Consider the following 23,084-nt stretch of genomic DNA (forward strand, 5'->3'; position numbering starts at 1 on the left):
GACGCGGTAGGGTGCAGATTGCCCTTTTTATGACAGGGGGACTCCTACGGGAAGCCCCCGGGGCCGACCGCCGCCCGCACCTCTAGGAGACGTCAGCCATGGCCCGCCACGCTCAGTCCCGCGCGCGGACGAGACTGTCCCGGCGCAGCAAGGCCGTGGGCGGTCTCGCCCTCTCCACACTGGTCGGTACCGCCCTGTGGGCGTGGCCCGCATCGGGTGACGACCACGACAGCCGGACCGACGCCAAGAGCACCACGTCCACGACGGCATCCGGCCCGGACACGCCACGCACTCCCGCCGTCGCGGCGAAATCCGCCCCGAACGCCGCACGCAACGCCTCATCCGATCGGCGGATCCCCGGCCTCAGCGACGCCGCCCGCAAGCGGATACCGGCGAGCGCCCGCCAGGTGCTCGTCGTCTCGGGCCAGGACATGAACTCCTTCCAGTCCCGGGTCGTCCTCTACACCCGCGAGGAGGGCTCGAACGACTGGCAGCCGGGTCCCTCCTGGGCCGCGCACAACGCCGCGCGCGGCTGGACCAGCGACCACCGCTACGGCGATCTGCGCTCCCCCATCGGCGTCTACGCCCTCACCGACGCCGGCGGCCGGCTGCCCGCCCCCGACGGCACCAAGCTGCCCTACGACCGCAACGACAGCTTCGTCGCCGACGGCACCGGCGTGGAGGGCGAGCCGCTGGCCGGCGCCTTCGACTACGTCATCGCCATCAACTACAACCGGGAGACCGGTGCGTCCCCCCTGGACCCCCGGCGCCCCATGGGCGACGCCAAGGGCGGCGGTGTGTGGCTGCACGTCGACCACGACGGCCCCACGCAGGGCTGTGTGAGCCTCAAGCCCAAGGCGATGCGGGAGCTGCTGCGCACCCTCGACCCCGGGCTGCACCCGGTCATCGTGATGGGACCGGCCGATCGCTGACCGGGCCGGCGCCGTGCCGTACCCCGCGGGCCCGCAGGACGCGCTGACCGACGTCGCGGGCCTGCGGGTCGGCCACGCCCAGCGGATCGGCGACGGCGCCCTGACCGGCACCACCGTCGTCCTCGCCCCCGAGGGCGGCGCCGTCGCGGGCGTCGACGTACGCGGGGGCGGGCCCGGCACCCGGGAGACCGACGCGCTGGACCCGCGCAACCTCGTCCAGCGCGTCGAAGCGGTCGTGCTGACCGGCGGCAGCGCCTTCGGCCTTGACGCCGCGTCCGGTGTCGCGGGGTGGCTGGAGGACCGGGGCCGCGGCTTCCGGGTGGGACCGGACGCCGCCCAGGTGGTGCCGGTCGTCCCGGCCGCGGCCCTGTTCGACCTGGGTCGCGGCGGCGACTGGCGGGCCCGTCCCGACGCCGCGCTGGGCCGCGCCGCCGTCGAGGCCGCGGCGGTCACCGCCCCCGGCGCCCCGGTCGCACAGGGCATCGCGGGCGCCGGCACCGGCGCGGTGGCCGGCGGCCTCAAGGGCGGCATCGGCACCGCGAGCGCGGTACTCCCCTCCGGCGCCACCGTCGCCGCCCTCGTCGCCGTCAACGCCGCGGGCTCCCTCGCCGACCCGCTCACCGGCGCCCTCTACGGCCGGCTGTACGAAGGCCCGGTGACCCTGCCCGCTCCGGAGCGGCACGCCGCCGCGCTGCGCCGACTGGAGGAGGCCGGGCGGATATCCCGGGCCCGCTCGGCCGCGTCCGTGCACCCGCCCCTCCACACGACCCTCGCCGTGGTCGCCACCGACGCCGCCCTCACCCGCGCCCAGGCCCACAAGCTCGCCGGCACCGCCCACGACGGTCTGGCCCGCGCCATCCGCCCGGTCCACCAGCTCACCGACGGCGACACGGTCTTCGCCCTGTCCACCGCCGCCCGCCCGCTCGCCTCCGAAGAGGCCCTCGCCACCCCGGCGTTCGGCGTCCACCCGGAGGCCGGCGCCCTGAACGCCGTGCTGGCCGCCGGCGCGGACGTCCTGACCCGCGCGGTGGTACGCGCCGCCCTGGCGGCGGAGTCGGTGGACGGCCCCGGGGGCGTCTTCCCCTCGTACCGCGAGCTGTACGGCAACGCGGCCGGCTGAGCCGCGGCGAACGGGTTCAGCGCCCCACCGAGGCGAACGGCCTCAGGCCCCCACCGCGCCCAGCGCCGAGCCCGCGGCGTAGGTGACCGCCATCGCCAGCGCCCCACCGCCCACGTTCCGCAGCACCGCGCGGCCCGCCGGGGCGGCACCCAGCCGGGCGCTGCTCCAGCCGCACAGCGCGAGCGCGGCGAGCACCGCGAGCACGGTGATCCACAGCCGGTGGGCGGCGGGCGGCAGCACGATCGCCAGCAGTGGCAGCAGCGCACCGGCGGTGAAGGCGAGGAAGCTGGCGCCGGCCGCATGCCAGGGGTTGGTGAGTTCGTCGGGGTCGATGCCCAGCTCGACCTCCGCGTGGGCGCGCAGCGCATCGTGCTCGGTCAGCTGCTCGGCGACCTCCCGGGCGAGCCGGCGCTCCAGCCCCTTGCCGGCCAACATCTCGGTCAGCTCGATGAGTTCGGCCTGCGGCTCGGTCGCCAGCTCCCGCTTCTCCTGCGCGAGCGCGGCCTTCTCCGAATCCCGCTGGGTGGAGACCGAGACGTACTCGCCGGCCGCCATCGACATGGACCCGGCCAGCAGCCCCGCCAGCCCCGCGGTCAGCAACGTGGCGCGGGAGTCGGTCGCTCCGGCGACGCCGACGACCAGTCCGGCGGTGGAGACGATGCCGTCGTTGGCGCCGAGCACCGCGGCCCGCAGCCAGTTGAGCCGGCTTCCGAGCCCGCCGCCGTGCGCCTCGTCGTGCTCCGGTGTCTGCGTGGTCACCGGGAGAGCGTCTCATCCTCGGCGGAAGCATCTCCTCCGACGCGACCGCACGGCGCCCCGCTCGCCCCGTCCGTGCCTGGTCAACCGGCCCCGGCGGCCGTCAACGCGGCCGTCCCCGCGCCCGACGCCCCTGCGGCACCCCTCATGTGCCGGTGGTAGAAACGGCCTTATGTCCGCACCACCCCCCTCTCATCCTCCGCCGCCCCCGCAGCCCACGCTCCTTCAGCCGGCGCCGCGCGAGCCGGCACCGCGCCGACGGCTGTGGTGGCACCGGCTGATACTCGGGCTCTGGTACCGGCCGGTGGACGTCATGGACGAGGCGCGGGACCGCAGCGCCTGGAGCGCGGCGATACTGCTGTCCCTGATCAGCGGCGGTATCGGGGTCGTGTCGATGGACGCGTTCCCCGGCCAGTGGGCGGCCGACCGCACCGAGGCGCTGCAACTCGTCGGACTGGCCGAGGCCGGGGTGCTGACCGCCAGCCTCGCCCTGGGCGTGGTCACCCACGCCATAGCCCGCACCCTCGGCGGCAGCGGCCGCTTCGCGCCGACCGCGAGCCTGTTCATCGTGCTGTTCTGGGTGACGGACCTGCCGCGGCTGGCGATCGCCGCCTGGCTGCCGCCCGGTGCCACCTTCGTCCAGGCCGCGACCTGGACGACCTGGGGCTTCGGTTATGTCCTCGCGGTGCTGCTCATACGCGGCCAGCACCATCTGCCGACGTGGAAGTCCGCGCTGTCGGTGTCGGTGCAGATGCTGGCCGCGCTGGCGCTGCTGAGGCTGGCTCCGATCCACTGAGCGCCCGGGGCGCGCGCCGGGCCGCCCCGGCTCAGCTCCGGCTGGACAGCTGCCGTACGAGCCCCTCGAACGCCGCGCGCTCCGCGGCACTGAGCTCCACGCACTCCGCCGGCGGGCCGGCCGCCCCGGTCTGCCGCGGCACCGAGCCGAGCAGCTCCGGCGCCGTGGGCGGCTCCTCCCGGTCGCGCACCGCGTAGCGCATCCGCATCTCCCGCCGGTCCCGCCGCATCGCCGCCTCGTACCGCCCCCGTCGCAGCAGTCTGGCCATCGCGACGACCCAGACCACCCCCAACGCGAAGAGCACGCCGAGGCCGATCTGCTGCAGAATCGATGCGGAGGGAAGCATGCAGTCCTCCCGGACGGATGAGGCGCTGGGCTTACGTCAGTAGACACCACACCTCGGGACTTTTGACAGGGGATCTTGGGACTTAAGTCCTGAAGTGACGCATCTCCTATGACTTTTCGTCACATTACCGGCACCACACACGGCCGGCCCGGCAGGGTCGCACCCGGCCCGTTGGACACCGCGGCGGCTTCCCCGCGGGACCGGCCGTCGCCGACGATGGCGCCACCTCGTCCGCGACGTCAGGAGTACGCACGTGCCGCCGCCCGCCCCCGCCCCGCCCTCCGGGCCCCCGGCCCGCGCGCTGGAGGGCGTCCTCGTCGCCGACTTCAGCCGCGTACTGGCCGGCCCGCTGGCCGCCGCCACGCTCGCCGACCTCGGCGCCGAGGTGATCAAGGTGGAGCGGCCGGGCGCCGGCGACGACACCCGCGCCTGGGGCCCGCCGTTCGCCGCCGACGGGACGGCCGCGTACTTCGACGCCGCGAACCGCTCCAAGCGCGGGCTCGCCCTCGACCTCGGCGATCCCGAGGACGCGGCCGCGGCCCGCGAACTGGCCCGCCGGGCCGATGTACTGATCGAGAACTTCCGCCCCGGTTCGCTCGCCAAGTACGGCCTGGACCACACCGCCACCCGCGCCGCCAACCCAGGCCTGGTGCACTGCACCATCACCGGCTTCGGCTCCGGCGCGGGCGCCCACCTGCCCGGCTACGACTTCGTCGTACAGGCCGTCGGCGGCTTGATGAGCATCACCGGCGAGCCCGGCGGCACCCCGCTCAAGGCGGGCGTGGCACTGGTGGACGTACTGACCGCGAAGGACGCCGCCACCGGCATCCTCGCCGCGCTGCGCCACCGCGACCGCACCGGCCGGGGCCAGCTGGTGGAGGTGAATCTGCTCTCGTCGCTGCTGGGGTCGCTGGTCAACCAGGCGTCCGGCCATCTGGCCACCGGCCGCGATCCGGGCCCGATGGGCAATCGCCATCCGAGCATCGCCCCGTACGAGACGCTGGCCTGCCGGGACGGGCGGCTGCTCGCGGTGGCGGTGGGGAACGACCGTCAGTTCCGGGCGCTGGTCGAGGCGCTGGGCACGCCGGAGCTCGCCGAAGACGTCCGGTTCGCCCGCAATCAGGACCGGGTACACCACCGGACGGATCTGATCAAAGCACTGGAAGCCCGGCTGGCGGCCGACACTCCGCAGGGCTGGGCCGGGCGGCTGGCCGCGGTGTCGGTACCGTGCGGCCCGGTCAACACGCTCTCCGACGCCCTGGAGTTGGCGGCCCGGCTCGGGCTCGATCCGGTGACCCCCGTCGGCGAGGGCCGGATTCCCCAAATCACCAGCCCGCTACGCCTCTCGGACACGCCCGTGGCCCAACCCGCCGCGCCACCCCGCCTGGACGAACACGGCGCTCCGCTGCGAACCTGGCTGTCGGGACCGGACGACCATCCACTACCCCCAAGAATGTGACCTTCGTCACAACAACACCCCGTCCGCAACCGAATCCGCCCGTAGGTGCTGTTTACCAGCACGGAATCACAACACCCTGGTATGGAGCAGCTAGTGACATCGCCGGACAACTCCGCGCCCGCTCGGTCCCGCACCCCGCACCAGCTGCTCCTGTCGGACGAGCAGCAGACGCCGGGCACGCCGCGCCGCACCCGTCGGATGCGCCGCACGCTGGCCGTGACCGCCCTGTTCGCGGCAGGTGCGCTGGCCCTGTCGGCCTGTGGCGGCAACGCCGAGGCGGGCGGCCACGACGACGGCAAGAACGGCCAGGCGGGCGCGGACGCCGCAGCCGCCAAGGACGCCTCGGACGCCAAGATCACGGTGTCCTCGAAGGACGGCGCGACGGACGCCAGCATCAACGACACCGGTGTGAAGGTCACCGGCGGCAAGTTGACCGATGTGAAGCTCACCGTCGCCGACACCGGGGCCACCGTGGCCGGTGCCATATCGTCCGACGGCAAGTCCTGGAAGCCCGGCGTCCAGCTGGAGCGCGGCACCAAGTACAAGATCGTGGCGAACGCCAAGGACGCCAAGGGACGTTCGGCCACCGAGAACGCGACCTTCACGACGGTCTCCTCGGCCAACAGCTTCATCGGCTCCTACACGCCCGACAACGGCAAGACCGTCGGCGTCGGCATGCCGGTGTCCTTCAACTTCGACAAGGTGATCACCAACAAGAAGGACGTCCAGTCCCACATCACGGTGACCTCCAGCAGCGGCCAGCAGGTCGTCGGCCACTGGTTCGGCGCCCAGCGCCTGGACTTCCGCCCGGAGGACTACTGGAAGGCCGGCTCCAAGGTCACCATGAAGATCGACCTGGACGGCGTGAAGGGCGGCGAAGGCATCACCGGCGTGCAGTCCAAGACGGTGACCTTCACCATCGGGCGCTCGCAGGTCTCCACCGTCGACATGGACACCCAGATGATGACGGTCAAGCGGGACGGCAAGACCCTCAAGTCCATCCCGATCTCCGGCGGCAGCCCCGACAACCCGACCTACAACGGCCAGATGGTCATCTCGGAGAAGTTCGTGCAGACCCGCATGGACGGCTCGACGGTCGGCTTCGGCGGTGAGTACGACATCAAGGACGTCCCGCACGCCATGCGGCTGTCGTCGTCCGGCACGTTCATCCACGGCAACTACTGGGGCTCGCCGTCCATCTTCGGCAAGGCCGGCACCAGCCACGGCTGCGTCGGCCTGCAGGACAAGAAGGGCGGCGGTGGCGACACCCCCGGCAAGTGGTTCTTCGACGAGTCGCTGGTCGGCGACGTCGTCATCGTGAAGAACTCGCACGACAAGACCGTCCAGCCCGACAACGGCCTCAACGGCTGGAACCTCTCGTGGTCGGCGTGGCAGGCGGGCAGCGAGGCCTGACGAACGGTACTCGCGGCACGAAGCGCAAAGGCGGTGGCCGGCCCTGTGAGGGGCCGGCCACCGCCTTTGCGTATGCGGCGCCGGGAGTCAGGCCGCGACCGCGACCTGGGAGCCGTCCGCGGCCGGGGCGGCGGCCGGGCCCTCGGGCGACGGCTTGCGCAGGCCCTTGAGGACGACGACCAGGGCCGTGCTGACGAGCGTGCCCGCGGCGATGGCGAGCAGATACAGCAGCGGCTGGCCGATCAGCGGGACGACGAAGGCGCCACCGTGCGGGGCCCGCAGGGTGCAGCCGAAGGCCATCGACAGGGCGCCGGTGACCGCGCCGCCGGCCATCGCGGAGGGGATGACCCGCAGCGGATCGGCGGCGGCGAAGGGGATCGCGCCCTCGGTGATGAAGGAGGCGCCGAGCACCCAGGCCGCCTTGCCGTTCTCCCGCTCGGCCTTGGTGAAGAGCCGGCCGCGCACGGTCGTGGCCAGCGCCATCGCCAGCGGCGGGACCATACCGGCCGCCATCACCGCGGCCATCACCTTCAGGCTCCCCTCGTTGGGGTGGGCCAGGCCGCCGACCGCGAAGGCGTAGGCGACCTTGTTCAGCGGGCCGCCGAGGTCGAAGCACATCATCAGGCCGAGGAGCACCCCCAGCATGATCGCGTTGGCGCCGGAGAGGCCGGACAGCCAGTCGGTCAGCCCCTTTTGCAGCGCGGCGATCGGCTTGCCGACCACGAGGAACATCAGGAAGCCGACGATCGCGGAGGAGACCAGCGGTATGACGACGACCGGCATGATGCCGCGCAGGACGGGTGGCACACCGACCCGCTGGATCGCCCGCACCACCCCGCCCGCGATCAGTCCGGCGATCAGGCCGCCGAGGAAGCCCGCGTTGATGGTGAGGGCTACCGCGCCACCGACGAACCCCGGGACGAGGCCGGGCCGGTCGGCCATGCCGTACGCGATGAAGCCGGCCAGGACCGGGACGAGGAAGCCGAAGGCGACACCGCCGATCTGGAAGAGCAGGGCGGCCCAGCTGGCGGACTCGGTCCAGATGAAGTGGTCGGCGACGGACGGCGCCTTGTTGATCGCGTAGCCGCCGATGGCGAAGCCGAGCGCGATGAGCAGACCGCCCGCGGCGACGAAGGGGACCATGTAGCTGACGCCGGTCATCAGCCACTTGCGCAGGCGGGTGGCGAAGCCGTCGGTGGCTCGGGCGTCCTTGTCCATGGGGGCCGCGGCCCGTGCGGGGGCGGTCACCTCTCCGCGTTCGGCCTTCTCGCGCACCTCGGCGATGAGTTCGGCGGGGCGGTTGATGCCCGCCTTCACCCCGACGTCGACGGTCGGCTTGCCGGCGAAGCGCTCCTTGTCCCGCACCTCGACGTCATGCGCGAAGATCACGCCGTCCGCGTCCGCGACCAGCTGCGCATCGAGCCGCTTCAACCCGGCCGAGCCCTGGGTCTCGACGAACACCTCGACGCCGGCGGCCTGTGCGGCCTTCTCCAGCGACTCGGCGGCCATGTAGGTGTGCGCGATGCCGGTGGGGCAGGAGGTGACGGCGACGATACGGAAGGGGGCGGACGGCGCCTCCTCGGCGGGCTCGGCGGCCGGGGCGGGCTGCTGAGCGGGCACGACGGGCTTCTCGGTGGCCGGAGCGGGCTCCTCGGTGGCCGGGGCGGGCTCCTCGGTGGCCGGGGCGGGCTCCGCCGCCTCCGGCTCGTCGCCGCGGATCAGCGCCGCCGCGCGGGCCGGCTCGGTGGCGGACCGCAGTGCGCCGGTGAAGTCCTCGTCCATCAGATGGCGGGCGAGGGTCGAGAGGATCGACAGATGGTCCGCGTCGCCGCCCGCCGGGGCCGCGATCAGGAAGATCAGGTCGGCCGGACCGTCCGGCGCGCCGAAGTCGATACCGCCGGCGCTGCGTCCGAAGGCCAGCGTGGGCTCGGTGACATGCGCACTGCGGCAGTGCGGAATCCCGATCCCGCCGTCCAGGCCGGTCGGCATCTGGGCCTCCCGCGCGGCCACGTCCGCGAGGAAGCCCTCCAGGTCGGTGACGCGACCGGACGCGACCATCCGCTCGGCCAGCGACCGCGCCGCGGCGTCCTTCGTCTCGGCGGACAGGTCGAGGTCGACCAGTTCCGCGCTGATCAACTCACTCATCACGCGGCTCCCTTGCTCGCGATCGGCAACAAACCCGTGAGCCCCCGGCCGGACCGGCGGCCGTTCATGGCGCCGGCTCCGTGAGCTCCCGGTCCAGCGGCACCGCGTCCGTCACCCGCACCGCCGAGGGATCCAGGTCCTTCGGCGCCGGCATCAGGCTGCCCGGCAGCTGAACCGCCGCCGCGCCATGGGCCACCGCGGCGGCCAGCGCGGCCACGCCCGTACCGCCCGCCGCGAGGAACCCGGCCAGCGAGGCGTCGCCGGCCCCGACGTTGCTGCGCACGGCGGCGACCGGGGCGCCGCCGAAGTGGGTGCCGTCCTCGTCGACCAGGAGCTGGCCGTCCGCCCCCAGGGAGGCCAGTACGGCGCGGGCGCCACAGTCCCGCAGCTCCTCGGCGGCCTTGACCGCGTCGCCCAGGGTCGCGAGCGGACGGCCGACGGCCTGCGCCAGCTCCTCGGCGTTGGGCTTGATGACGTCCGGGCGTTCGCGCAGCGCGGCGGTCAGCGACGGCCCCGAGGTGTCCAGCGCGATCCGGGTGCCGGCGCGATGGGCGCGGGCGACCAGTTCCGCGTACCACTCGGGCGCCAGACCGCGCGGCAGGCTGCCGCAGCAGGCGATCCAGTCGGCGCCCGCCCAGCGCTCGCCCACCTTCCGCAGCAGCGCCTCGGCCTCCTCGGCGGTCAGCTCGGGCCCGGCGGCATTGACCTTGGTGAGGGTGCCGTCGGGCTCGGCGACCGAGATGTTGGAGCGGGTCTGGCCGGCCACCGGCACCCCCGCCACCTCGATGCCCTCGGCGCCGAGCAGCCCGGCCAGCGCCGCGCCCGCGGGGCCGCCCAGCGGCAGTACGGCCAGCGTGCGGTGCCCGCCGGCGGCGAGCGCCCGGGAGACGTTGACGCCCTTGCCGCCGGGGTCGATGCGGTCGGTGGTGGCCCGGAGCACGGCCCCGCGGTCCAGCGCCGGGACCTCGTACGTACGGTCCAGGCTGGGGTTGGGGGTGACGGTGAGGATCATGCGCGTACTACTTCCGTGCCCGCGCTCTCGATGGCGAGGGCGTCGTCGGGGCTGAGCCCGGTGTCGGTGATGAGCAGGTCCACGTCCGACAGCTCGCCGAAGCGGGCGAACTGCTGCTGCCCGAACTTGGCGGAGTCGGCGAGGAGGACGACCCGGCGGGCGGCGCGGATCAGCGCCCGTTTGACGGCCGCCTCCGCGAGGTCCGGAGTGGTCAGGCCGCCGTCGAGGGAGAAGCCGTTGGTGGCCAGGAACAGCACATCGGCGTTGATCTCTCGGTAGGCGCGCAGCGCCCAGTCGTCGACCGCGGCGCGCGTACGGTGCCGGATCCGGCCGCCTACGAGGTGGAGGGTGAGGCCGGGGTGATCGGCGAGCCGGGCGGCGACCGGCAGGCCGTGGGTGACGACGGTGAGCTCGGCCTCCAGCGGGATCTGGGCGGCGAGCCGGGCGGCGGTCGTGCCGGCGTCCAGGATCACGCTTCCGGTGCCGCTCGCGCCTGCGGGGAGCTCGGCCAGCGCGGCCCGCGCGATGCGCTGCTTCTCGTCGGCGGCGACCGCGTCCCGCTCGGCGAGGTCCGGCTCGAAGTCCAGCCGGCCGGCCGGGATGGCGCCGCCGTGCACCCTGCGCACCAGACCGGCCCGGTCCAGCGCCTTCAGATCGCGCCGTACGGTCTCGGCGGTGACCTGGAACTGCTCGGCGAGGGAGAGCACATCGACCCGTCCGCCCTCACGGGCGAGCCGCAGAATCTCCTGCTGGCGCTCCGGTGCATACATCAGCGTGTGTGTCCGTTCCATGCCCGAACCTGTGGTTTCACCGCGACCTTACGCCTGGAGTTCCGAGAAGTAAATGGATTCGGACTTGAGACGGACTCAAACGGGCATCAAGTGCGCTGCGGGGCGGCGGGCGGGGCGGGCGCCGGGCCCCCGGACACGAGCCAGGCGCGCGCCCGGACACGAGGGAGCCCCGACGCCAGACCTGGCACCGGGGCTCGTCCTACCGGAAGGGGAGTCCTACGCGGCCGCGTCGAATCCCGTGTCGCGCGCCATCCGCTTCAGCTCCAGCAGCGCATGCTTCTCGATCTGCCGGATCCGCTCGCGGGTCAGACCGTGCTGCTTGCCGACCTCGGTCAGCGTGCGCTCACGGCCGTCCTCGATGCCGTAGCGCGCCTTGATGATCGAGGCGGTGCGGTGGTCGAGGCGGTCGATCAGATCCTCCAGCTCCTCGCTGCGCAGCAGCGTCAGCACCGACTGCTCGGGAGAGGCGGCGGAGGTGTCCTCCAGCAGATCGCCGAACTGGGTGTCGCCGTCGTCGTCCACCGACATGTTGAGGCTGACCGGGTCGCGCGCCCAGTCCAGCACGTCGGTGACGCGGGCGGGCGTGGAGCCCAGCTCGCCGGCGACCTCCGCCGGCTCCGGGTCGCGGCCGTTCTCGCGGTTGAACTCGCGCTGCACCCGGCGGATCCTGCCCAGCTCCTCGACGAGGTGCACGGGCAGCCGGATCGTGCGCGACTGGTCGGCGATGGAGCGGGTGATGGCCTGACGGATCCACCACGTCGCGTACGTGGAGAACTTGAAGCCCTTGGCGTAGTCGAACTTCTCCACGGCGCGGACCAGGCCGGCGTTGCCCTCCTGGATCAGGTCCAGCAGCGGCAGCCCCGCGCGCGGGTAACGGCGCGCCACGGCGACGACCAGCCGGAGGTTGGAGCGGATGAAGACGTCCTTGGCCTTGGCCCCCTCTTCGGCCAGCGCCTCGAGCTCCTCGCGGCCGGCACCCGCGGCATTGCCGTCGGTGATCTCGCCGTCCAGGATCTGCCGGGCGTAGACGCCCGCCTCGATGGTCTGGGACAGCTCGACCTCCTTGGCGGCGTCGAGCAGGGGTGTACGCGCGATCTCGTCGAGGTACATGCCGACCAGGTCGCGGTCGGCGATCTCCCCGCCTACGGCGCGAACACTGTTGGCCCCGGCAGAATCGCTGCTGCTTTCCTGACGACGGGCGACGGCACGGGTTGCCATGCGTGTGCTCCCTTTGCGATGAGTCGGTCGCGGGACGATGGGGCGAGCCGATTGGTGGTGCACCCACTGCGATGCTTGCCGGGTGGCCCGTCCGAAGGAAACAACGGCTGGAATCCGGACAGAATTCCCACACCGCGCTTCTATTTTTCTGATCATGCAGTACCCTGCACCCCGCACAGGGGGGTCCTACGCTGCACGAACAGAGGGAAGTGCAGGTCAGAGCGGGCGCGGAAGCGGATCCCCCACCTCTTGTGGATCTTTATCGGGGCCACATTCATGAGAGGTGCATCACGTTCGGCGCAGCGTCCTTCACTCCCTACCGACGCCGTTCGCGCATCGCTCTTCCACCCCTCAAGACGAGCCGCACCGCGTTCTGGTTGCCCAGGAGGCGGCGGACGGCGCGCCACCCGCCGATCCGTACCGGTCCACCGGGCTGATCCAGTTGACGGCGGCGACCCCCGGGTGTCGCCTGGACAGAAGGGCACGGGAGCAGCAGGACACCGGGCGCAGGGGCGATCGAGAGGAGCCCGCCATGGACCAGCACGCTCAGCGGCACGGCGCGAGGGCCGCCCGCTCACACGGCAGCGTCGAGCTCGAACACGGCGCGACGGCCGGCGCCGGCGGCCGGACCCCGCAGCGGCCCTCACGGCTGACCGCCATGGCCGAGCGCGTTCCGGCGACCGTTTCGCTGCCGATCATCGCGGCGCTCGCCTTCGGCTGCTTCACGATCTTCCGCACCCACACCGCCGGCACCAAGGGCGGCCCCGCGCTGCTGTACGGAGTGGCCGCGGCCGTCGTCACCGGCGCGCTCGGACTCCTCCTGGTCCACTACCAGTCGTCCATGCTCACCGAGACCCGGGCGCTCGCCTACGGCGCGCTCTTCGGCGCGGCGGTGGGCTGGAACTACAGCCTCGGCGGGGAGACGATCCTCAAGTCGTGCGCCTTCGGGCTCGTCATGGGCCTGATCATGTTCGTCGTCTCGCTCTACGTCTTCCGCACCCACCGCAACCGCGAGCCGCACGGCCGGCATAGGTCCACCGCGTTCGGCTGACGTGGCGACGGAGGGCGGGTGAGCGGCGGCCCCCCTGACGATGGGTCAGGACGGGCCGCCACCCTCGACTCAGGTCAGCCGATCGAGCCCGCGGTCGGGGATGTCGACCACAGGCATACCCGCCGTACGGAGCGTCCTGCGTATCCGCGCGGCCAGTTCCGGCACACCGGGGGCCGGGTACCGCACGAGATCGAGCGCCGGCATGGGCGACATATCGACTCCACGGCGTCACACTGGGCGGTATCGGCACACCGGAAACTTTCAGCCACCGCACTCCGCAGTACTTGAATGTTCAAGCGTAGGAATCCAGCCCAACCCGACGTTGTTAAAACTTAAAGAACTCTCTGAGCGGTGAGAGAGTGGATGCTATGAGCACCGAACCCGCAGCCGAGCCGCGCTGGCTCACCGACGAGGAGCAATACGCCTGGCAGTGCTACCTCCACGCCACCACGCTCCTTGAGGACCACCTCGATCGTCAGCTGCAGCGCGACGCCGGGATGCCGCATGTCTATTACGGCCTGCTCGTCCAGCTGTCCCGGGCCCCGCGGCGCCGGATGCGGATGACCGAGCTGGCCCAGAACGCCAAGATCACCCGCTCCCGGCTCTCCCACGCGGTCGCCCGCCTGGAGAAGAGCGGCTGGGTCCGCCGCGAGAACTGCCCCTCCGACAAGCGGGGGCAGAACGCCTACCTCACGGACGAGGGGATGCGGGTGCTGGAGAAGGCCGCCCCCGGCCATGTCGCCGCCGTCCGCTCCGCGATCTTCGACCGCCTCTCCCCGGAGCAGGTCCGCCAACTCGCCGAGATATGCCAGGTGATGACCGAGGGGCTGCAGCCGCAAGGCGCCGACCTCCCCTGGCTCCGCTGACGTATCAGGGGAACCGGAAGAGGCCGGCGCCTGCGGGTCGGCTCAGTGCGCCACTGTCCGGGTCGGCGGCAGTGCGCCGGCACCGGGACGGGCTCAGTGCGCCAGCACCGGAACCGGCACCTCGTCCTCGGCCACGGCCTTGCCCGCACCGTCCTCGGACGAGGCCACCGGCGAACCGACGCCCGGCCGCCCGGTGTTGATGAAGGTGAAGGCGATCACCCCGGCCAGGAGCAGGATGCCGACCGCCCACCAGATGGCGGTGGTGTAGCCGTGCACCATCGACTGGAGCTTGAGCAGGTCGGCCGAGCGCGCGCCGGCCGCGTGCGAGGTGGCGTACGCGCTGGTGGCGCTGGCGGCGATGGTGTTCAGCAGCGCCGTACCGATCGCACCGCCCACCTGCTGCGAGGTGTTGACCATCGCCGAGGCGACACCGGCGTCACGCGCCTGGACCCCGTGCGTGGCCAGCGACATCGCCGGCATGAACGCCGTACCCATGCCGAGGCCCATCAGCAGGAAGCCGGGCAGGATCAGCGCCGGGTAGGACGTGTCCAGGTCGATCTGGGTCAGCACCAGCATGCCGACCGCGGCCACGGTGAATCCGGGCGCCATCAGCAGTCGCGGACGGACCCGGTTCATCAGCCGGGCGCCGATCTGCGTCGAGCCGGTGATCATGCCGACGATCATCGGGAGGAAGGCCAGGCCGGTCACGACCGGCGTGTACCCCTTCACGATCTGCAGGTAGTAGGTCAGGAAGAGGAAGAGGCCGAACATGCCGATCACGGCGAGGCCCAGCGAGGCGTAGACACCGGCGCGGTTGCGCTCGGCGACCACCCGCAGCGGCAGCAGCGGGGCCTTCACCCTGGACTCGACCAGCACGAACGCCAGCAGCAGCACGGCGGCCGCGGCGAACAGGCCCAGGGTCGGGGTCGCCAGCCAGCCGTCGGACTCGGCGCGGGTGAAGCCGTAGACCAGCGAGACCAGGCCGAGCGTGGCCAGGATGACGCCGGGGACGTCCAGCCGGGAGGGGTTGCGGCCGTCCGCGGGCTCACGGATGACCAGGAAGGCGCCGGTCGCGGCGACCACGGCGAAGGGGATGTTGACGAAGAAGGTCCAGCGCCAGTTCATGTACTCGGTCAGCACACCGCCGAGGATCAGGCCCACGGCGCCGCCGCCGCCGGCGATCGCACCGAAGATGCCGAACGCCTTGGCGCGCTCCTTGGCCTCGGTGAACGTCACCGCGAGCAGGGACAGCGCGGCCGGCGCCAGCAGCGCGCCGAAGGCACCCTGCAGCGCGCGTGCGCCCAGCAGCATCCCCTGGTTGGCCGCGGCCCCGCCGAGCGCGGAGGCGAGCGCGAATCCGATCAGCCCGATGATGAAGGTCCGCTTGCGTCCCCACAGGTCGGCGACGCGGCCGCCGAAGAGCAGCAGACCGCCGAAGGCCAGTGCGTAGGCGGTGATCACCCACTGCCGGTTGGCGTCGGTGATACCGAGGTCCTCCTGGGCGGAGGGCAGCGCGATGTTCACGATGGTCGCGTCGAGGACGACCATCAGCTGGGCGAGAGCGATGAATATCAGCGCTTTCCAGCGCCGGGGATCGGCAGACGGGACGGTTTCAGGCATGGCGGGATCCACCTAGTGGTGCGGTGAGCGGACGGGGGCGTGAGCGAACTGGAGCGAAGGCAGGGACGAACGCACGGGACGCTCGGGCCCCGTAAGAACGACGAGTTGGGACGGGTGAGACGGGTGTGAGGTATGGCGTGTGTGTGGGGGGGTGTGACGTGTGCGGGGTGTGTGGGACCTGGGCCGGCGGCCGGTCCGGTTACCCGCGGCGCCTCAGGTCTTCGAAGGTGGCGGCGGACCCGGGCAGTTCGGAGCGGGCGGGCGCCTGCAGGCCGTCCAGGAACAGCTGCAGATGCCGGTGCACGAACCGGTCGAAGTCCATACAGCCACTGCCCGGCAACGGCCGGGTGAGCTGGGTGAGCGCGACCATCAGGTCACCGACGGCGATGTCGGCACGCAGCTGGCCGCTGTCGCGCGCGGCGCCCATGACGGCCTCGATGGCCGCCTCCAGGCGTTCGCGCGCCGCGAGCAGATCGGGGCGGTCACGATCGATGCTGTCGGAGAGCATGGGGCACAGGGCCCCGATCCGCTCCTCCACCGCGTCGTGGACGAAGCGCCTCAGCGCTTGGAAGGCATCGGGCTCCTCGGCAAGGGCACTCTCCGCGCGGTCGGCCGTACGGGACATGACGGAGAGCGTGACGTGGTGGATCAACTCCAGTCGATCCGGGAAGTGACGGTAGAGCGTCGCATTGCCGACACCCGCACGTCGAGCGATTTCATCGAGCGGGACCTCGGCCCCGAACTCCATCACCATCTCGCGAGCGGCCGCGATGATCCGCTCCCGGTTTCGCAGGGCATCGGCCCGCAGGCGGGGCGAGGGCCCCTGCTTCCCGGTCTTCGCGCAGTGTGCGACGGCGGTCATGCGGCTCACTCCTTTCGGTGCTTCGGGTCCGGACGCCGGTGGGCGAACCGGGGAGGGGTTCCCCGTTTCTGTCGGACGTCTGGTTAAACGGGGAGAGCCTCCCCGGATATTTCACGCCCCGATGTGACCTGCCACACAGCCCCTTGGGCCTCCCGCATCCGGATGGCGTCATGACTCCAGTTGACGCAACTGCGCGCGCGGGGCATCGCCCGGCGATCCAAGGTGATCGCTATGAGGCGCAAGATATCCGCGGTGCTGGCCGCCGGCGTGGCCTCCGCGACCGCGGCCGTCACACTGGGCTCGCCCCCCAGCGCCGTGGCCATACCTCCGGGGCCGGGCACCACCCCGACCGGCCCCTGCGCGCTGCGCGGCATCACCGACGACGTCGCCGAATCCGCCGACACCCCCGCCGGCTTCGCCCGCTCATCCGGCGTCGTACGGGCGCTGACCCTCTTCATCGACTTCCCCGACGCCCACGCCCCGATATCGCCCCACGCCCGCTTCGCCGAGTTCTTCCCCGCCGCGACGGACTACTTCCGGACCAGCTCGTACGACCGGCTGAGCTATCTGCCCATCCCCCTCTTCCGCTGGATCCGAATGTCACGGCCGGTCGCGGCGTACGGCATCGAGCGCGGCGCCAGCTTCGACCCGGCCTCGGACGGCGGCTATCACGCCCTGGCCCAGGAGGTCGTCCGCGCCGTCGACGGGATCGTCGACTTCCACGACTACGACGTCGTCAACATCCTCGCCACACCCAACGCGGGCCCGCCCGCGACCCGTACGGTCCTCTCGGTCACCTTCAGCGGTGGCGACATGGGGATGAGGACGGCCGACGGGGCGCAGTTCCGGAACGTGTCGTTCATCTGGAGCCGGCAGATCGGAGCGAGCGCCTATCGCGTCCTCAACCACGAGAACGCGCACAGCTTCGGCCTACCGGACCTCTACTACAACGACGCGCGCCGCGCCCCGCCCCCCGCGGGCCACTGGGACCCGATGGACGAGGACTGGGGGCCGAGCAACGACTTCGTCGGCTGGCACAAGTGGAAGCTGGGCTGGCTCACCGCCGACCAGGTGCACTGCGCACCGCCCCGCGGGACGCCCGCCGAGCACACCCTCACGCCGATCTCCGTCCCCGGCGGCACCAAGATCGTCGTCATCCCGACCTCGCCGCACACCGCGCTGGTGGTCGAGGCCCGCGCCCGGGGGCTGCTCGAACCGGCGGTCTGCCGGCCCGGCGTCCTGGTCTACCGTGTCGCCACCGACGTCCCCTCGGGCCGCGGCCCGCTCCGCGTCGTGGACGCCACCCCGCGCAGCGGCGGCTGCTACCGAACGGACAAGTACGTCGACTCGGAACTCAGCGACGCCACCTTCCGCCCCGGCAGCACCTACACCGACCACACCAGCGGCACCTCGGTCACCGTCCTCACCGAAAACCCCGACGGCACCTACCGCATACGCGTGACCCCGGCCCGCTCCTGACGCCTGCCGCCGCGCCCCCGCTGCCGGGACCACCGGGCCCACTCGGGGAACCGTTCCCCCCTACTCCCCGCCCTCCTCCCGCCAGTGCCGCCGGCCGATGCTGATCAGCCGCAGCTGCCGGCGGGCCGTGCGCACCACCCGTTCGGCAGCGCCCTCGGCCCCGTCCTCCTCGGCGTCGAGCAGCGCCGCGGCCGTGGTCACCAGCCGGTCCACATACAGCTCGGCCAGCATCCGCACCTCGTCGTCGCGCCAGCCCTCCGAGACCGGCTGGGACTTCAGCGCCGCGGCGACCTCCTCCGCGAACCGGTCCAGCTCCCCCGCGATGGCCTGCCGCACGGCCCGTACGCCCCCGTGCCGCTCCCGCGCCACGAACCGGATGTGCAGCGGGTAGCTGCGCACATGCCGCTCGACGACCGCGACCGTGCGGTCGATCCGCTCCTCGGCCCCGTCCTGCTCGGCGAGGATCGCCCGCACCATCGCATGCAGACTCCCCAGCGCCTCCTCGACCAGCGCGACGCCCAGTTCGCCCAGGTCCCGGAAGTGCCGGTAGAACGCGGTCGGCGCGATGCCCACCACCCGCGTCACCTCCCGCAGCCCCAGGCTGCTCAGACTCTGCTCCTCCAGCAGGCCGAGCGCCGCATCGAGCAGCGCCTGGCGGGTCTTCTGTTTCTGGGCCTGCCGGACCCCAAGGGTGTGACTCATGTCATCCAGTAAACAACCGTTCTCCGAACTTCTCCACCCGTGGGGAGTCGTATGCTGGAGTCACTGAGTGAACAACTGTCCTCCGAATCGGAAAGGCGGATCATGCTCTTCCTCGTCGCTGCCCTCCTCCTGATGGGGATCGCGCTGGGCACCGCGGCACACCTCCCCCTCCCCGTCACCCTCGTCGCGGCCGCCGTCATCGCCGGCTGGCTGCTCGTCTTCTCCCTGCGCGAACGCCGCCACCACGCCGAGGTGAGCGCACGATGACCACGCTCACCCACGCCACCTCGACCGCCGCGGCCAAGTCCGCCCGCCGGTCGGAGCGTTCGCACTCGCACGCCGACGGCATGGCCGTGGCCTCCTTCGTCCTCGGACTGCTCGGCACCCTGGTCCTCAACCTCGTCCTCGGCCCCTGCGCCCTGATCCTCGGCGGCCTGGCCCTGGCCCGCGGCACCACCCGCCGCGGCCGCGCCCTCCTCGGCCTCGCCCTCGGCGCCGCCGACCTGCTCCTGCTCGCCCTCCTGGTCACCCTCGACGGCACGGTCAGCTGGCACATCGGCGGCTGACGACCACGCCCGCACGCACACGCCCCCAGGGACGGCCACCGCTCCCCCGGTACGCCCCCTGAGGCACCGGCCGTCCCTCATCACCCTGCCCCCATCCGCTACGCTGTCCTGGGCTCCCCTCGGGGGCGCCCCGGCCCTTGCCGAGACCGGATGATCTCTGTCATCCCCATCTCCCACAAGGCCCGCCTCCGTAGCTCAGGGGATAGAGCACCGCTCTCCTAAAGCGGGTGTCGCAGGTTCGAATCCTGCCGGGGGCACCAGCGGAAAGGCCCCCTATCGATCTTGGTAGGGGGCCTTTGACATCCAGGTCTGACATCAACAAGGGCGGTCACTGACGACCAGGGCGCCTCCGCAGCAGCCGTCCATGTGACTCATGGCCTCGCGCTGGATGCCCTGGCAACGTGCGTGTACACGTCCATCGTGATGCCGATCTGAGAGTGCCCGAGGATCTCCATCACGACACGGGGCGCGACTCCGGCCGCCGTGAGGAGGGTGGCGGTGCCGTGGCGAGCGTCGTGGAGCCAGATGACGCGGAGGCCAGCGGACTGGGCGACGCGGGTTGAGGAACGGCAGACGTTGCGCGTTGACGTTGTCCAGCCAGTGCCGCAGCCACTCGGCGAGCTTCGCCGATCGCGTCGGCACGGGGACGCCCTGGTCGACTTGCCCAGCAGCTCGCGGTGCTTGGCGTCGCACTCGGCCCAGGTCTTGCCTTAGGCGAACTTGCGGGCGCGGGTGCCGTCTGGCCGTAGGACGTAGACCGCGCACTGGCGGCGGCCGTCCTTCCGCTTGGTGATCGTGCCGGCGCTGTTCGGTTTGCGCTTGCGCTGACTGGCCATCAAGCAGCCTCCTCGATCGGGCCGAGGATGAAGTCCCGTACGGCGTCGCGGGGATGCGGCGGGCGCCGTCAATCTTGATCGAGACCAGGCGATGCGAGCGGATGAGGTCGAAAGCCTTGCAGCGGCCGAGCTTGAGCCGCGCCCTTACTTCCGGCACGGTCAGCCGCTCGGCGGTGGCGGTGGTCATGCTGCGGCTCCTTTAAGGGCTAGGCGGCTGGGCAGTTCTTCGCAGGCGGTCTCACGGTTGAATATGATCACTCGCGCCAAAGCAGCTCCAGCCCAAAGCCGTACCGCCGACTCCATTTTGCGAAACCTCGAGTGATCTCTCATACATCGCACTAACCTTTCACAACGTGACTAACGCACAGCCCGTTGGGTTCTGGAGCTACACTCATCGCGATGATCTTTTGGATGGCGGCCGCATCGCACGACTGTCCGAACAGATCGCCAACGCGTTCGAAATCATCACAGGCGAGCCTCTCGAAATCTTTCTCGACAAGAAGTCACTCGAGTGGGGCGATGCCTGGCGGATGCGGCTAGACTCCGCACTTACCAACACCACCTTCCTCATTCCGATCGTGACGCCAAAGTTCCTGATGAGCCAGGAGTGCAGGCGTGAAGTAATCACATTTGTGGGACACGCTGCCAGCCTCGGCCTGGGTGAGCTCTTATTGCCCATCCACTACGTGAACGTGCCTCAACTGGCGCAAGAAGCCGACGAACGCCCAGCCGACGAGGTTGTGGAACTCATCTCAAAGCGGCAATGGGTAGACTGGCGCGAGCTTCGCCTAGAGGACGAAGATTCTCCAGCGTATCGAAAAGCGGTCCATGAGCTAGCTCGGCGACTCGCGGAAATCATCGATACAGCACCTCCCGCCCTGCCGGTAGAGCTTGATCCACTGAATCAGGTCGATGAAGAGCCGCCTGGATTCATTGAGGTCATGGCGAAAATGGAGGAAGCCCTCCCCGCCTGGCACGAAACCGTCCAACAGTTCGGGGAGATCATCGCCAGCATTGGCGAGGAGTCGAATTGGGCGGCGACAGAAATCACCGCATCCGATGCTAGAGGTGGAGGATTCGCCGGCCGCATGCGCGTAGCCGAAGAACTAGCCAAACGACTAGCCGAGCCAGTGGAGAAGGTCGACGCCCTCGGGGCAAAGTACTGGGCCGAACTGGCCGCTATCGACCCAGGAGTTATTGGCATCATCAGGCGTGCGTCGGAAGAAGACATTTCGGCCGAAGACAGAGAGGCTGCTCGCACCTTCTTCAAAGAGATCAAGGAACTGATGGGCGTCACTACTACGACAACCACCCAGCTCCAAGAATTCTCGAACAGCGTTGAAGGCGCCGCACAAGGAAGCGGCCGACTCCGGCCGCAGTTCAGGACGATTCAGGCCGCGGTTCAGAAGGTCATCGACAGCCAGACGATCATCAACGAATGGAGTCGCATGGTCGATGACGTCGATCTCGGCGACGGTGACCAGCAGTAGCAGGGCGTGCCACATGGCGAGCCTGCCACGTGCTGACATCCCCACCTGACCTCAACGACGGCAGACGCCCCCGCCCGCGAGCGACCTACGACGGCCTCCCCACTCAAGAAGGCACAGCCTTCAAGGCTCCGCAGATCGAACCCCTAAAGCCGGTGTCGCAGATTCGAATCCTGCCGGGGGCAATGCACCAAGCCGCTGAACCGGGGCCCCCGGGAAGGCGATCGACTCGGCCTCGGACTTCTCGTCCGAGGCCGTTTGCGTGAGCGGTGCAAGAGCGGTGTTTGAGCGGGCGGGTCCTCAGGCCCGGGTTTCCGTTCTCCACGCGGCAGAGCCGCCCGTTCCGAATCCGCGGGGCTGAGCTGCGGCGCACGCTATGACCGTGGGGGCGTTCCGGCGGAGCCGCTGCGCCGGGCCGGCGAAGGAGGGCTTGTGAACCGTTACGCGCCCATCGCCGAGCACGGCATCATCGGGGATCTTCAGACGGCCGCGCTGGACGCCGGACCCATGTGGCTCATTCGCTCGGGTCGGGTGTTTCGGATCGGGTGCGAATTCGGTCAGTGGTGACATTCTGAAGGGGTGTACCGAGCGAGAGTGCACCTTCGATTCCCCTTCGGGCCGCGGCCGTTCCTCCGGGGCGAGCGCCGCGGGCCGCTGCCGGCCCGTGCGGCGGCGGTGGCCGGGCTGGTCTCGGCGGTGGCGGCCCTCGGTGTCTCGGGGTGTACGCGGTCCGGTTCCATGGAGGGTGCGGGTCCGGCGCGGCCCGGAGGACGGGTGGTCTCACCGTTCACGGGGCTCGCGGCGCGGTCCGGGCCGGTGCTCGCCGTCAAGATCGACAATGTCGGTCCGGCGCGGCCGCACACCGGCCTCGGTGCCGCGGACCTCGTCTACGTCGAGCAGGTGGAGGCCGGGCAGACCCGGATACTCGCCGTTCTCTCGTCGCGGCTGCCCCCGAAGCTGGGGCCGGTGCGCAGTGCGCGGGCGTCGGACATAGAGCTGCTGGGGCAGTTCGGCAGGCCCGCGCTCGCCTACTCCGGGGCGCAGTCGAGGCTGAATCCGCAGATCATGGCCGCGCCGCTGTACGCGCTGCCGCCGGGCAAGGCGCCGGGCGCCTACTTCCGCGACGGCGGGCGGGCCGCGCCGCACAACCTCTACCTGCGGCCCGAACGGCTCCTCGGCCAGGCGCCGCAGGCGTCCGCGGCGGCGGACATCGGCTTCCGGTTCGGGCCGCCCCCTGAGGGCGGGCGGCACGAGACGGGGTACACCGTGCGGTATCCGGCCGCCCGTTACGACTTCACCTGGTCCTCCGCCGGCAAGAAGTGGCTGGTGGCGATGGACGGCGTGGCCTCGCGCACCACCGACGGCGGCCGGCTCGCCGCCTCGACCGTGGTCGTGCAGCGGGTGAACGTCCGCGACTCGGAGTTCCGGGACCGGTGGGGCGCGGTGTCGCCGTACACCCAGACCGTGGGCTCCGGCTCCGCCCTGGTCCTGCGCGACGGCAGGGCGTACGACGCGCGGTGGCGCCGGACCGCGGCGCAGGACGGCACGGAGTTCACCACACCGTCCGGGGCGCCGCTGAACTTCGCCCCGGGGCAGGTCTGGGTCGTGCTCACCGGCGGCCGGTGAG

23 protein-coding genes, 1 tRNA gene and 2 pseudogenes are annotated in these 23,084 nt (G+C 71.4%); 14 read left to right on the forward strand and 12 right to left on the reverse strand.

What is annotated here, in order from left to right:
• Positions 1-98 precede the first annotated feature (98 nt).
• Both WAB15_RS17770 and WAB15_RS17775 read left to right on the forward strand, forming a co-directional pair.
• Positions 99-932, forward strand: a complete 834-nt coding sequence (locus WAB15_RS17770) for a L,D-transpeptidase family protein (protein ID WP_399146676.1) — start codon at positions 99-101, stop codon at positions 930-932.
• Positions 933-945: 13 nt separating this feature from the next.
• Complete coding sequence (locus WAB15_RS17775; protein WP_407286855.1) at positions 946-2,052, forward strand: P1 family peptidase; 1,107 nt, start codon at positions 946-948, stop codon at positions 2,050-2,052.
• Positions 2,053-2,094: 42 nt separating this feature from the next.
• Here WAB15_RS17775 and WAB15_RS17780 read toward each other — a convergent pair whose 3' ends face one another.
• Positions 2,095-2,811 carry a VIT family protein gene (locus WAB15_RS17780; RefSeq protein WP_399146674.1) on the reverse strand — a complete coding sequence of 239 codons (717 nt, stop codon included), beginning with the start codon at positions 2,809-2,811 and terminating at the stop codon, positions 2,095-2,097.
• 169 nt (positions 2,812-2,980) lie between these two features.
• On the opposite strand from WAB15_RS17780, the gene WAB15_RS17785 reads away from it, so the two are divergent.
• Entirely contained in the window at positions 2,981-3,604 is a 624-nt protein-coding gene (locus WAB15_RS17785; RefSeq protein WP_399146673.1) for a Yip1 family protein, read from the forward strand.
• Positions 3,605-3,635: 31 nt separating this feature from the next.
• On the opposite strand, the gene WAB15_RS17790 is transcribed toward WAB15_RS17785, so the two are convergent.
• Positions 3,636-3,950, reverse strand: a complete 315-nt coding sequence (locus WAB15_RS17790; RefSeq protein WP_399146672.1) for a hypothetical protein — start codon at positions 3,948-3,950, stop codon at positions 3,636-3,638.
• 253 nt (positions 3,951-4,203) lie between these two features.
• Here WAB15_RS17790 and WAB15_RS17795 point away from each other — a divergent pair, with 253 nt between their 5' ends.
• Together WAB15_RS17795 and WAB15_RS17800 are read left to right on the forward strand one after the other, a co-directional pair.
• The gene (locus tag WAB15_RS17795) at positions 4,204-5,409 is read left to right on the forward strand and encodes a CaiB/BaiF CoA transferase family protein (protein ID WP_407286856.1); all 1,206 of its coding nucleotides are present in this window, start codon (positions 4,204-4,206) and stop codon (positions 5,407-5,409) included.
• Between the two features lie 81 nt (positions 5,410-5,490).
• Positions 5,491-6,822: an Ig-like domain-containing protein gene (locus tag WAB15_RS17800; protein ID WP_407286857.1), complete on the forward strand. Its 1,332-nt coding sequence runs from the start codon at positions 5,491-5,493 to the stop codon at positions 6,820-6,822.
• Positions 6,823-6,909: 87 nt separating this feature from the next.
• Here WAB15_RS17800 and WAB15_RS17805 read toward each other — a convergent pair whose 3' ends face one another.
• The 4 genes from WAB15_RS17805 to WAB15_RS17820 form a co-directional block, all read right to left on the reverse strand.
• The gene (locus WAB15_RS17805) at positions 6,910-8,967 is read right to left on the reverse strand and encodes a fructose-specific PTS transporter subunit EIIC (protein ID WP_407286858.1); all 2,058 of its coding nucleotides are present in this window, start codon (positions 8,965-8,967) and stop codon (positions 6,910-6,912) included.
• 64 nt (positions 8,968-9,031) lie between these two features.
• Positions 9,032-9,979 carry a 1-phosphofructokinase gene (gene pfkB / locus WAB15_RS17810; protein ID WP_407286859.1) on the reverse strand — a complete coding sequence of 316 codons (948 nt, stop codon included), beginning with the start codon at positions 9,977-9,979 and terminating at the stop codon, positions 9,032-9,034.
• Entirely contained in the window at positions 9,976-10,749 is a 774-nt protein-coding gene (locus tag WAB15_RS17815) for a DeoR/GlpR family DNA-binding transcription regulator (protein ID WP_399146748.1), read from the reverse strand. Before WAB15_RS17815 ends, pfkB begins: the two co-directional genes overlap by 4 nt.
• A gap of 237 nt (positions 10,750-10,986) precedes the next feature.
• On the reverse strand, positions 10,987-11,988 hold the full coding sequence (locus WAB15_RS17820; RefSeq protein ID WP_407286860.1) for an RNA polymerase sigma factor RpoD/SigA: 1,002 nt from the start codon (positions 11,986-11,988) through the stop codon (positions 10,987-10,989).
• Positions 11,989-12,520: 532 nt separating this feature from the next.
• On the opposite strand from WAB15_RS17820, the gene WAB15_RS17825 reads away from it, so the two are divergent.
• Positions 12,521-13,039 carry a hypothetical protein gene (locus WAB15_RS17825; RefSeq protein WP_407286861.1) on the forward strand — a complete coding sequence of 173 codons (519 nt, stop codon included), beginning with the start codon at positions 12,521-12,523 and terminating at the stop codon, positions 13,037-13,039.
• Between the two features lie 69 nt (positions 13,040-13,108).
• Here WAB15_RS17825 and WAB15_RS17830 read toward each other — a convergent pair whose 3' ends face one another.
• The gene (locus WAB15_RS17830) at positions 13,109-13,252 is read right to left on the reverse strand and encodes a hypothetical protein (protein WP_407286862.1); all 144 of its coding nucleotides are present in this window, start codon (positions 13,250-13,252) and stop codon (positions 13,109-13,111) included.
• A gap of 155 nt (positions 13,253-13,407) precedes the next feature.
• Between WAB15_RS17830 and WAB15_RS17835 the strand changes: the two genes are divergently transcribed.
• Positions 13,408-13,905 (forward strand): MarR family winged helix-turn-helix transcriptional regulator, encoded by a 498-nt coding sequence (locus WAB15_RS17835; protein ID WP_399146665.1) that lies wholly within the window; start codon positions 13,408-13,410, stop codon positions 13,903-13,905.
• A gap of 93 nt (positions 13,906-13,998) precedes the next feature.
• Here WAB15_RS17835 and WAB15_RS17840 read toward each other — a convergent pair whose 3' ends face one another.
• Complete coding sequence (locus WAB15_RS17840) at positions 13,999-15,525, reverse strand: MFS transporter (RefSeq protein ID WP_407286863.1); 1,527 nt, start codon at positions 15,523-15,525, stop codon at positions 13,999-14,001.
• A 199-nt stretch (positions 15,526-15,724) separates the two neighbouring features.
• Positions 15,725-16,387, reverse strand: a complete 663-nt coding sequence (locus WAB15_RS17845; protein ID WP_399146663.1) for a TetR/AcrR family transcriptional regulator — start codon at positions 16,385-16,387, stop codon at positions 15,725-15,727.
• A gap of 231 nt (positions 16,388-16,618) precedes the next feature.
• Between WAB15_RS17845 and WAB15_RS17850 the strand changes: the two genes are divergently transcribed.
• On the forward strand, positions 16,619-17,866 hold the full coding sequence (locus tag WAB15_RS17850; protein ID WP_407286864.1) for a M6 family metalloprotease domain-containing protein: 1,248 nt from the start codon (positions 16,619-16,621) through the stop codon (positions 17,864-17,866).
• A 60-nt stretch (positions 17,867-17,926) separates the two neighbouring features.
• On the opposite strand, the gene WAB15_RS17855 is transcribed toward WAB15_RS17850, so the two are convergent.
• Positions 17,927-18,568 carry a TetR family transcriptional regulator gene (locus tag WAB15_RS17855; RefSeq protein WP_399146661.1) on the reverse strand — a complete coding sequence of 214 codons (642 nt, stop codon included), beginning with the start codon at positions 18,566-18,568 and terminating at the stop codon, positions 17,927-17,929.
• A gap of 51 nt (positions 18,569-18,619) precedes the next feature.
• On the opposite strand from WAB15_RS17855, the gene WAB15_RS17860 reads away from it, so the two are divergent.
• From WAB15_RS17860 to WAB15_RS17870, 3 genes are all read left to right on the forward strand, one after another.
• A complete protein-coding gene (locus tag WAB15_RS17860; RefSeq protein ID WP_399146750.1) occupies positions 18,620-18,835 on the forward strand; it encodes a hypothetical protein in 216 nt (71 codons plus the stop codon).
• On the forward strand, positions 18,832-19,134 hold the full coding sequence (locus tag WAB15_RS17865) for a hypothetical protein (protein ID WP_399146660.1): 303 nt from the start codon (positions 18,832-18,834) through the stop codon (positions 19,132-19,134). Before WAB15_RS17860 ends, WAB15_RS17865 begins: the two co-directional genes overlap by 4 nt.
• Before the next feature lie 184 nt (positions 19,135-19,318).
• Positions 19,319-19,394: transfer RNA gene (locus WAB15_RS17870), tRNA-Arg, on the forward strand.
• 68 nt (positions 19,395-19,462) lie between these two features.
• Here WAB15_RS17870 and WAB15_RS17875 read toward each other — a convergent pair.
• Positions 19,463-19,970 (reverse strand): annotated as a pseudogene (locus tag WAB15_RS17875) (tyrosine-type recombinase/integrase).
• A pseudogene (locus WAB15_RS17880) lies at positions 19,970-20,157 on the reverse strand (helix-turn-helix domain-containing protein). Before WAB15_RS17880 ends, WAB15_RS17875 begins: the two co-directional pseudogenes overlap by 1 nt.
• Before the next feature lie 166 nt (positions 20,158-20,323).
• Here WAB15_RS17880 and WAB15_RS17885 point away from each other — a divergent pair.
• The 3 genes from WAB15_RS17885 (at position 20,324) to WAB15_RS17895 (ending at position 23,083) form a co-directional block, all read left to right on the forward strand.
• Entirely contained in the window at positions 20,324-21,460 is a 1,137-nt protein-coding gene (locus tag WAB15_RS17885) for a TIR domain-containing protein (protein ID WP_407286865.1), read from the forward strand.
• Positions 21,461-21,889: 429 nt separating this feature from the next.
• The gene (locus WAB15_RS17890) at positions 21,890-22,024 is read left to right on the forward strand and encodes a hypothetical protein (protein WP_407286866.1); all 135 of its coding nucleotides are present in this window, start codon (positions 21,890-21,892) and stop codon (positions 22,022-22,024) included.
• 27 nt (positions 22,025-22,051) lie between these two features.
• The gene (locus tag WAB15_RS17895; protein WP_407286867.1) at positions 22,052-23,083 is read left to right on the forward strand and encodes a DUF3048 domain-containing protein; all 1,032 of its coding nucleotides are present in this window, start codon (positions 22,052-22,054) and stop codon (positions 23,081-23,083) included.
• Position 23,084: the final 1 nt, after the last annotated feature.

Source organism: Streptomyces sirii (genome assembly GCF_045690365.1).
GTDB classification, from domain to species: domain Bacteria; phylum Actinomycetota; class Actinomycetes; order Streptomycetales; family Streptomycetaceae; genus Streptomyces; species Streptomyces sirii.

Coding starts and splice junctions, on each gene's coding strand:
- WAB15_RS17770 (WP_399146676.1), top strand. CDS start 99: ATGGCCCGCCACGCTCAGTCCCGCGCGCGGACGAGACTGTCCCGGCGC.
- WAB15_RS17785 (WP_399146673.1), top strand. CDS start 2,981: ATGTCCGCACCACCCCCCTCTCATCCTCCGCCGCCCCCGCAGCCCACG.
- WAB15_RS17790 (WP_399146672.1), bottom strand. CDS start 3,950: ATGCTTCCCTCCGCATCGATTCTGCAGCAGATCGGCCTCGGCGTGCTC.
- WAB15_RS17800 (WP_407286857.1), top strand. CDS start 5,491: ATGGAGCAGCTAGTGACATCGCCGGACAACTCCGCGCCCGCTCGGTCC.
- WAB15_RS17805 (WP_407286858.1), bottom strand. CDS start 8,967: ATGAGTGAGTTGATCAGCGCGGAACTGGTCGACCTCGACCTGTCCGCC.
- pfkB (WP_407286859.1), bottom strand. CDS start 9,979: ATGATCCTCACCGTCACCCCCAACCCCAGCCTGGACCGTACGTACGAG.
- WAB15_RS17815 (WP_399146748.1), bottom strand. CDS start 10,749: ATGTATGCACCGGAGCGCCAGCAGGAGATTCTGCGGCTCGCCCGTGAG.
- WAB15_RS17820 (WP_407286860.1), bottom strand. CDS start 11,988: ATGGCAACCCGTGCCGTCGCCCGTCGTCAGGAAAGCAGCAGCGATTCT.
- WAB15_RS17825 (WP_407286861.1), top strand. CDS start 12,521: ATGGACCAGCACGCTCAGCGGCACGGCGCGAGGGCCGCCCGCTCACAC.
- WAB15_RS17830 (WP_407286862.1), bottom strand. CDS start 13,252: ATGTCGCCCATGCCGGCGCTCGATCTCGTGCGGTACCCGGCCCCCGGT.
- WAB15_RS17835 (WP_399146665.1), top strand. CDS start 13,408: ATGAGCACCGAACCCGCAGCCGAGCCGCGCTGGCTCACCGACGAGGAG.
- WAB15_RS17840 (WP_407286863.1), bottom strand. CDS start 15,525: ATGCCTGAAACCGTCCCGTCTGCCGATCCCCGGCGCTGGAAAGCGCTG.
- WAB15_RS17845 (WP_399146663.1), bottom strand. CDS start 16,387: ATGACCGCCGTCGCACACTGCGCGAAGACCGGGAAGCAGGGGCCCTCG.
- WAB15_RS17850 (WP_407286864.1), top strand. CDS start 16,619: ATGAGGCGCAAGATATCCGCGGTGCTGGCCGCCGGCGTGGCCTCCGCG.
- WAB15_RS17855 (WP_399146661.1), bottom strand. CDS start 18,568: ATGAGTCACACCCTTGGGGTCCGGCAGGCCCAGAAACAGAAGACCCGC.
- WAB15_RS17860 (WP_399146750.1), top strand. CDS start 18,620: ATGCTGGAGTCACTGAGTGAACAACTGTCCTCCGAATCGGAAAGGCGG.
- WAB15_RS17865 (WP_399146660.1), top strand. CDS start 18,832: ATGACCACGCTCACCCACGCCACCTCGACCGCCGCGGCCAAGTCCGCC.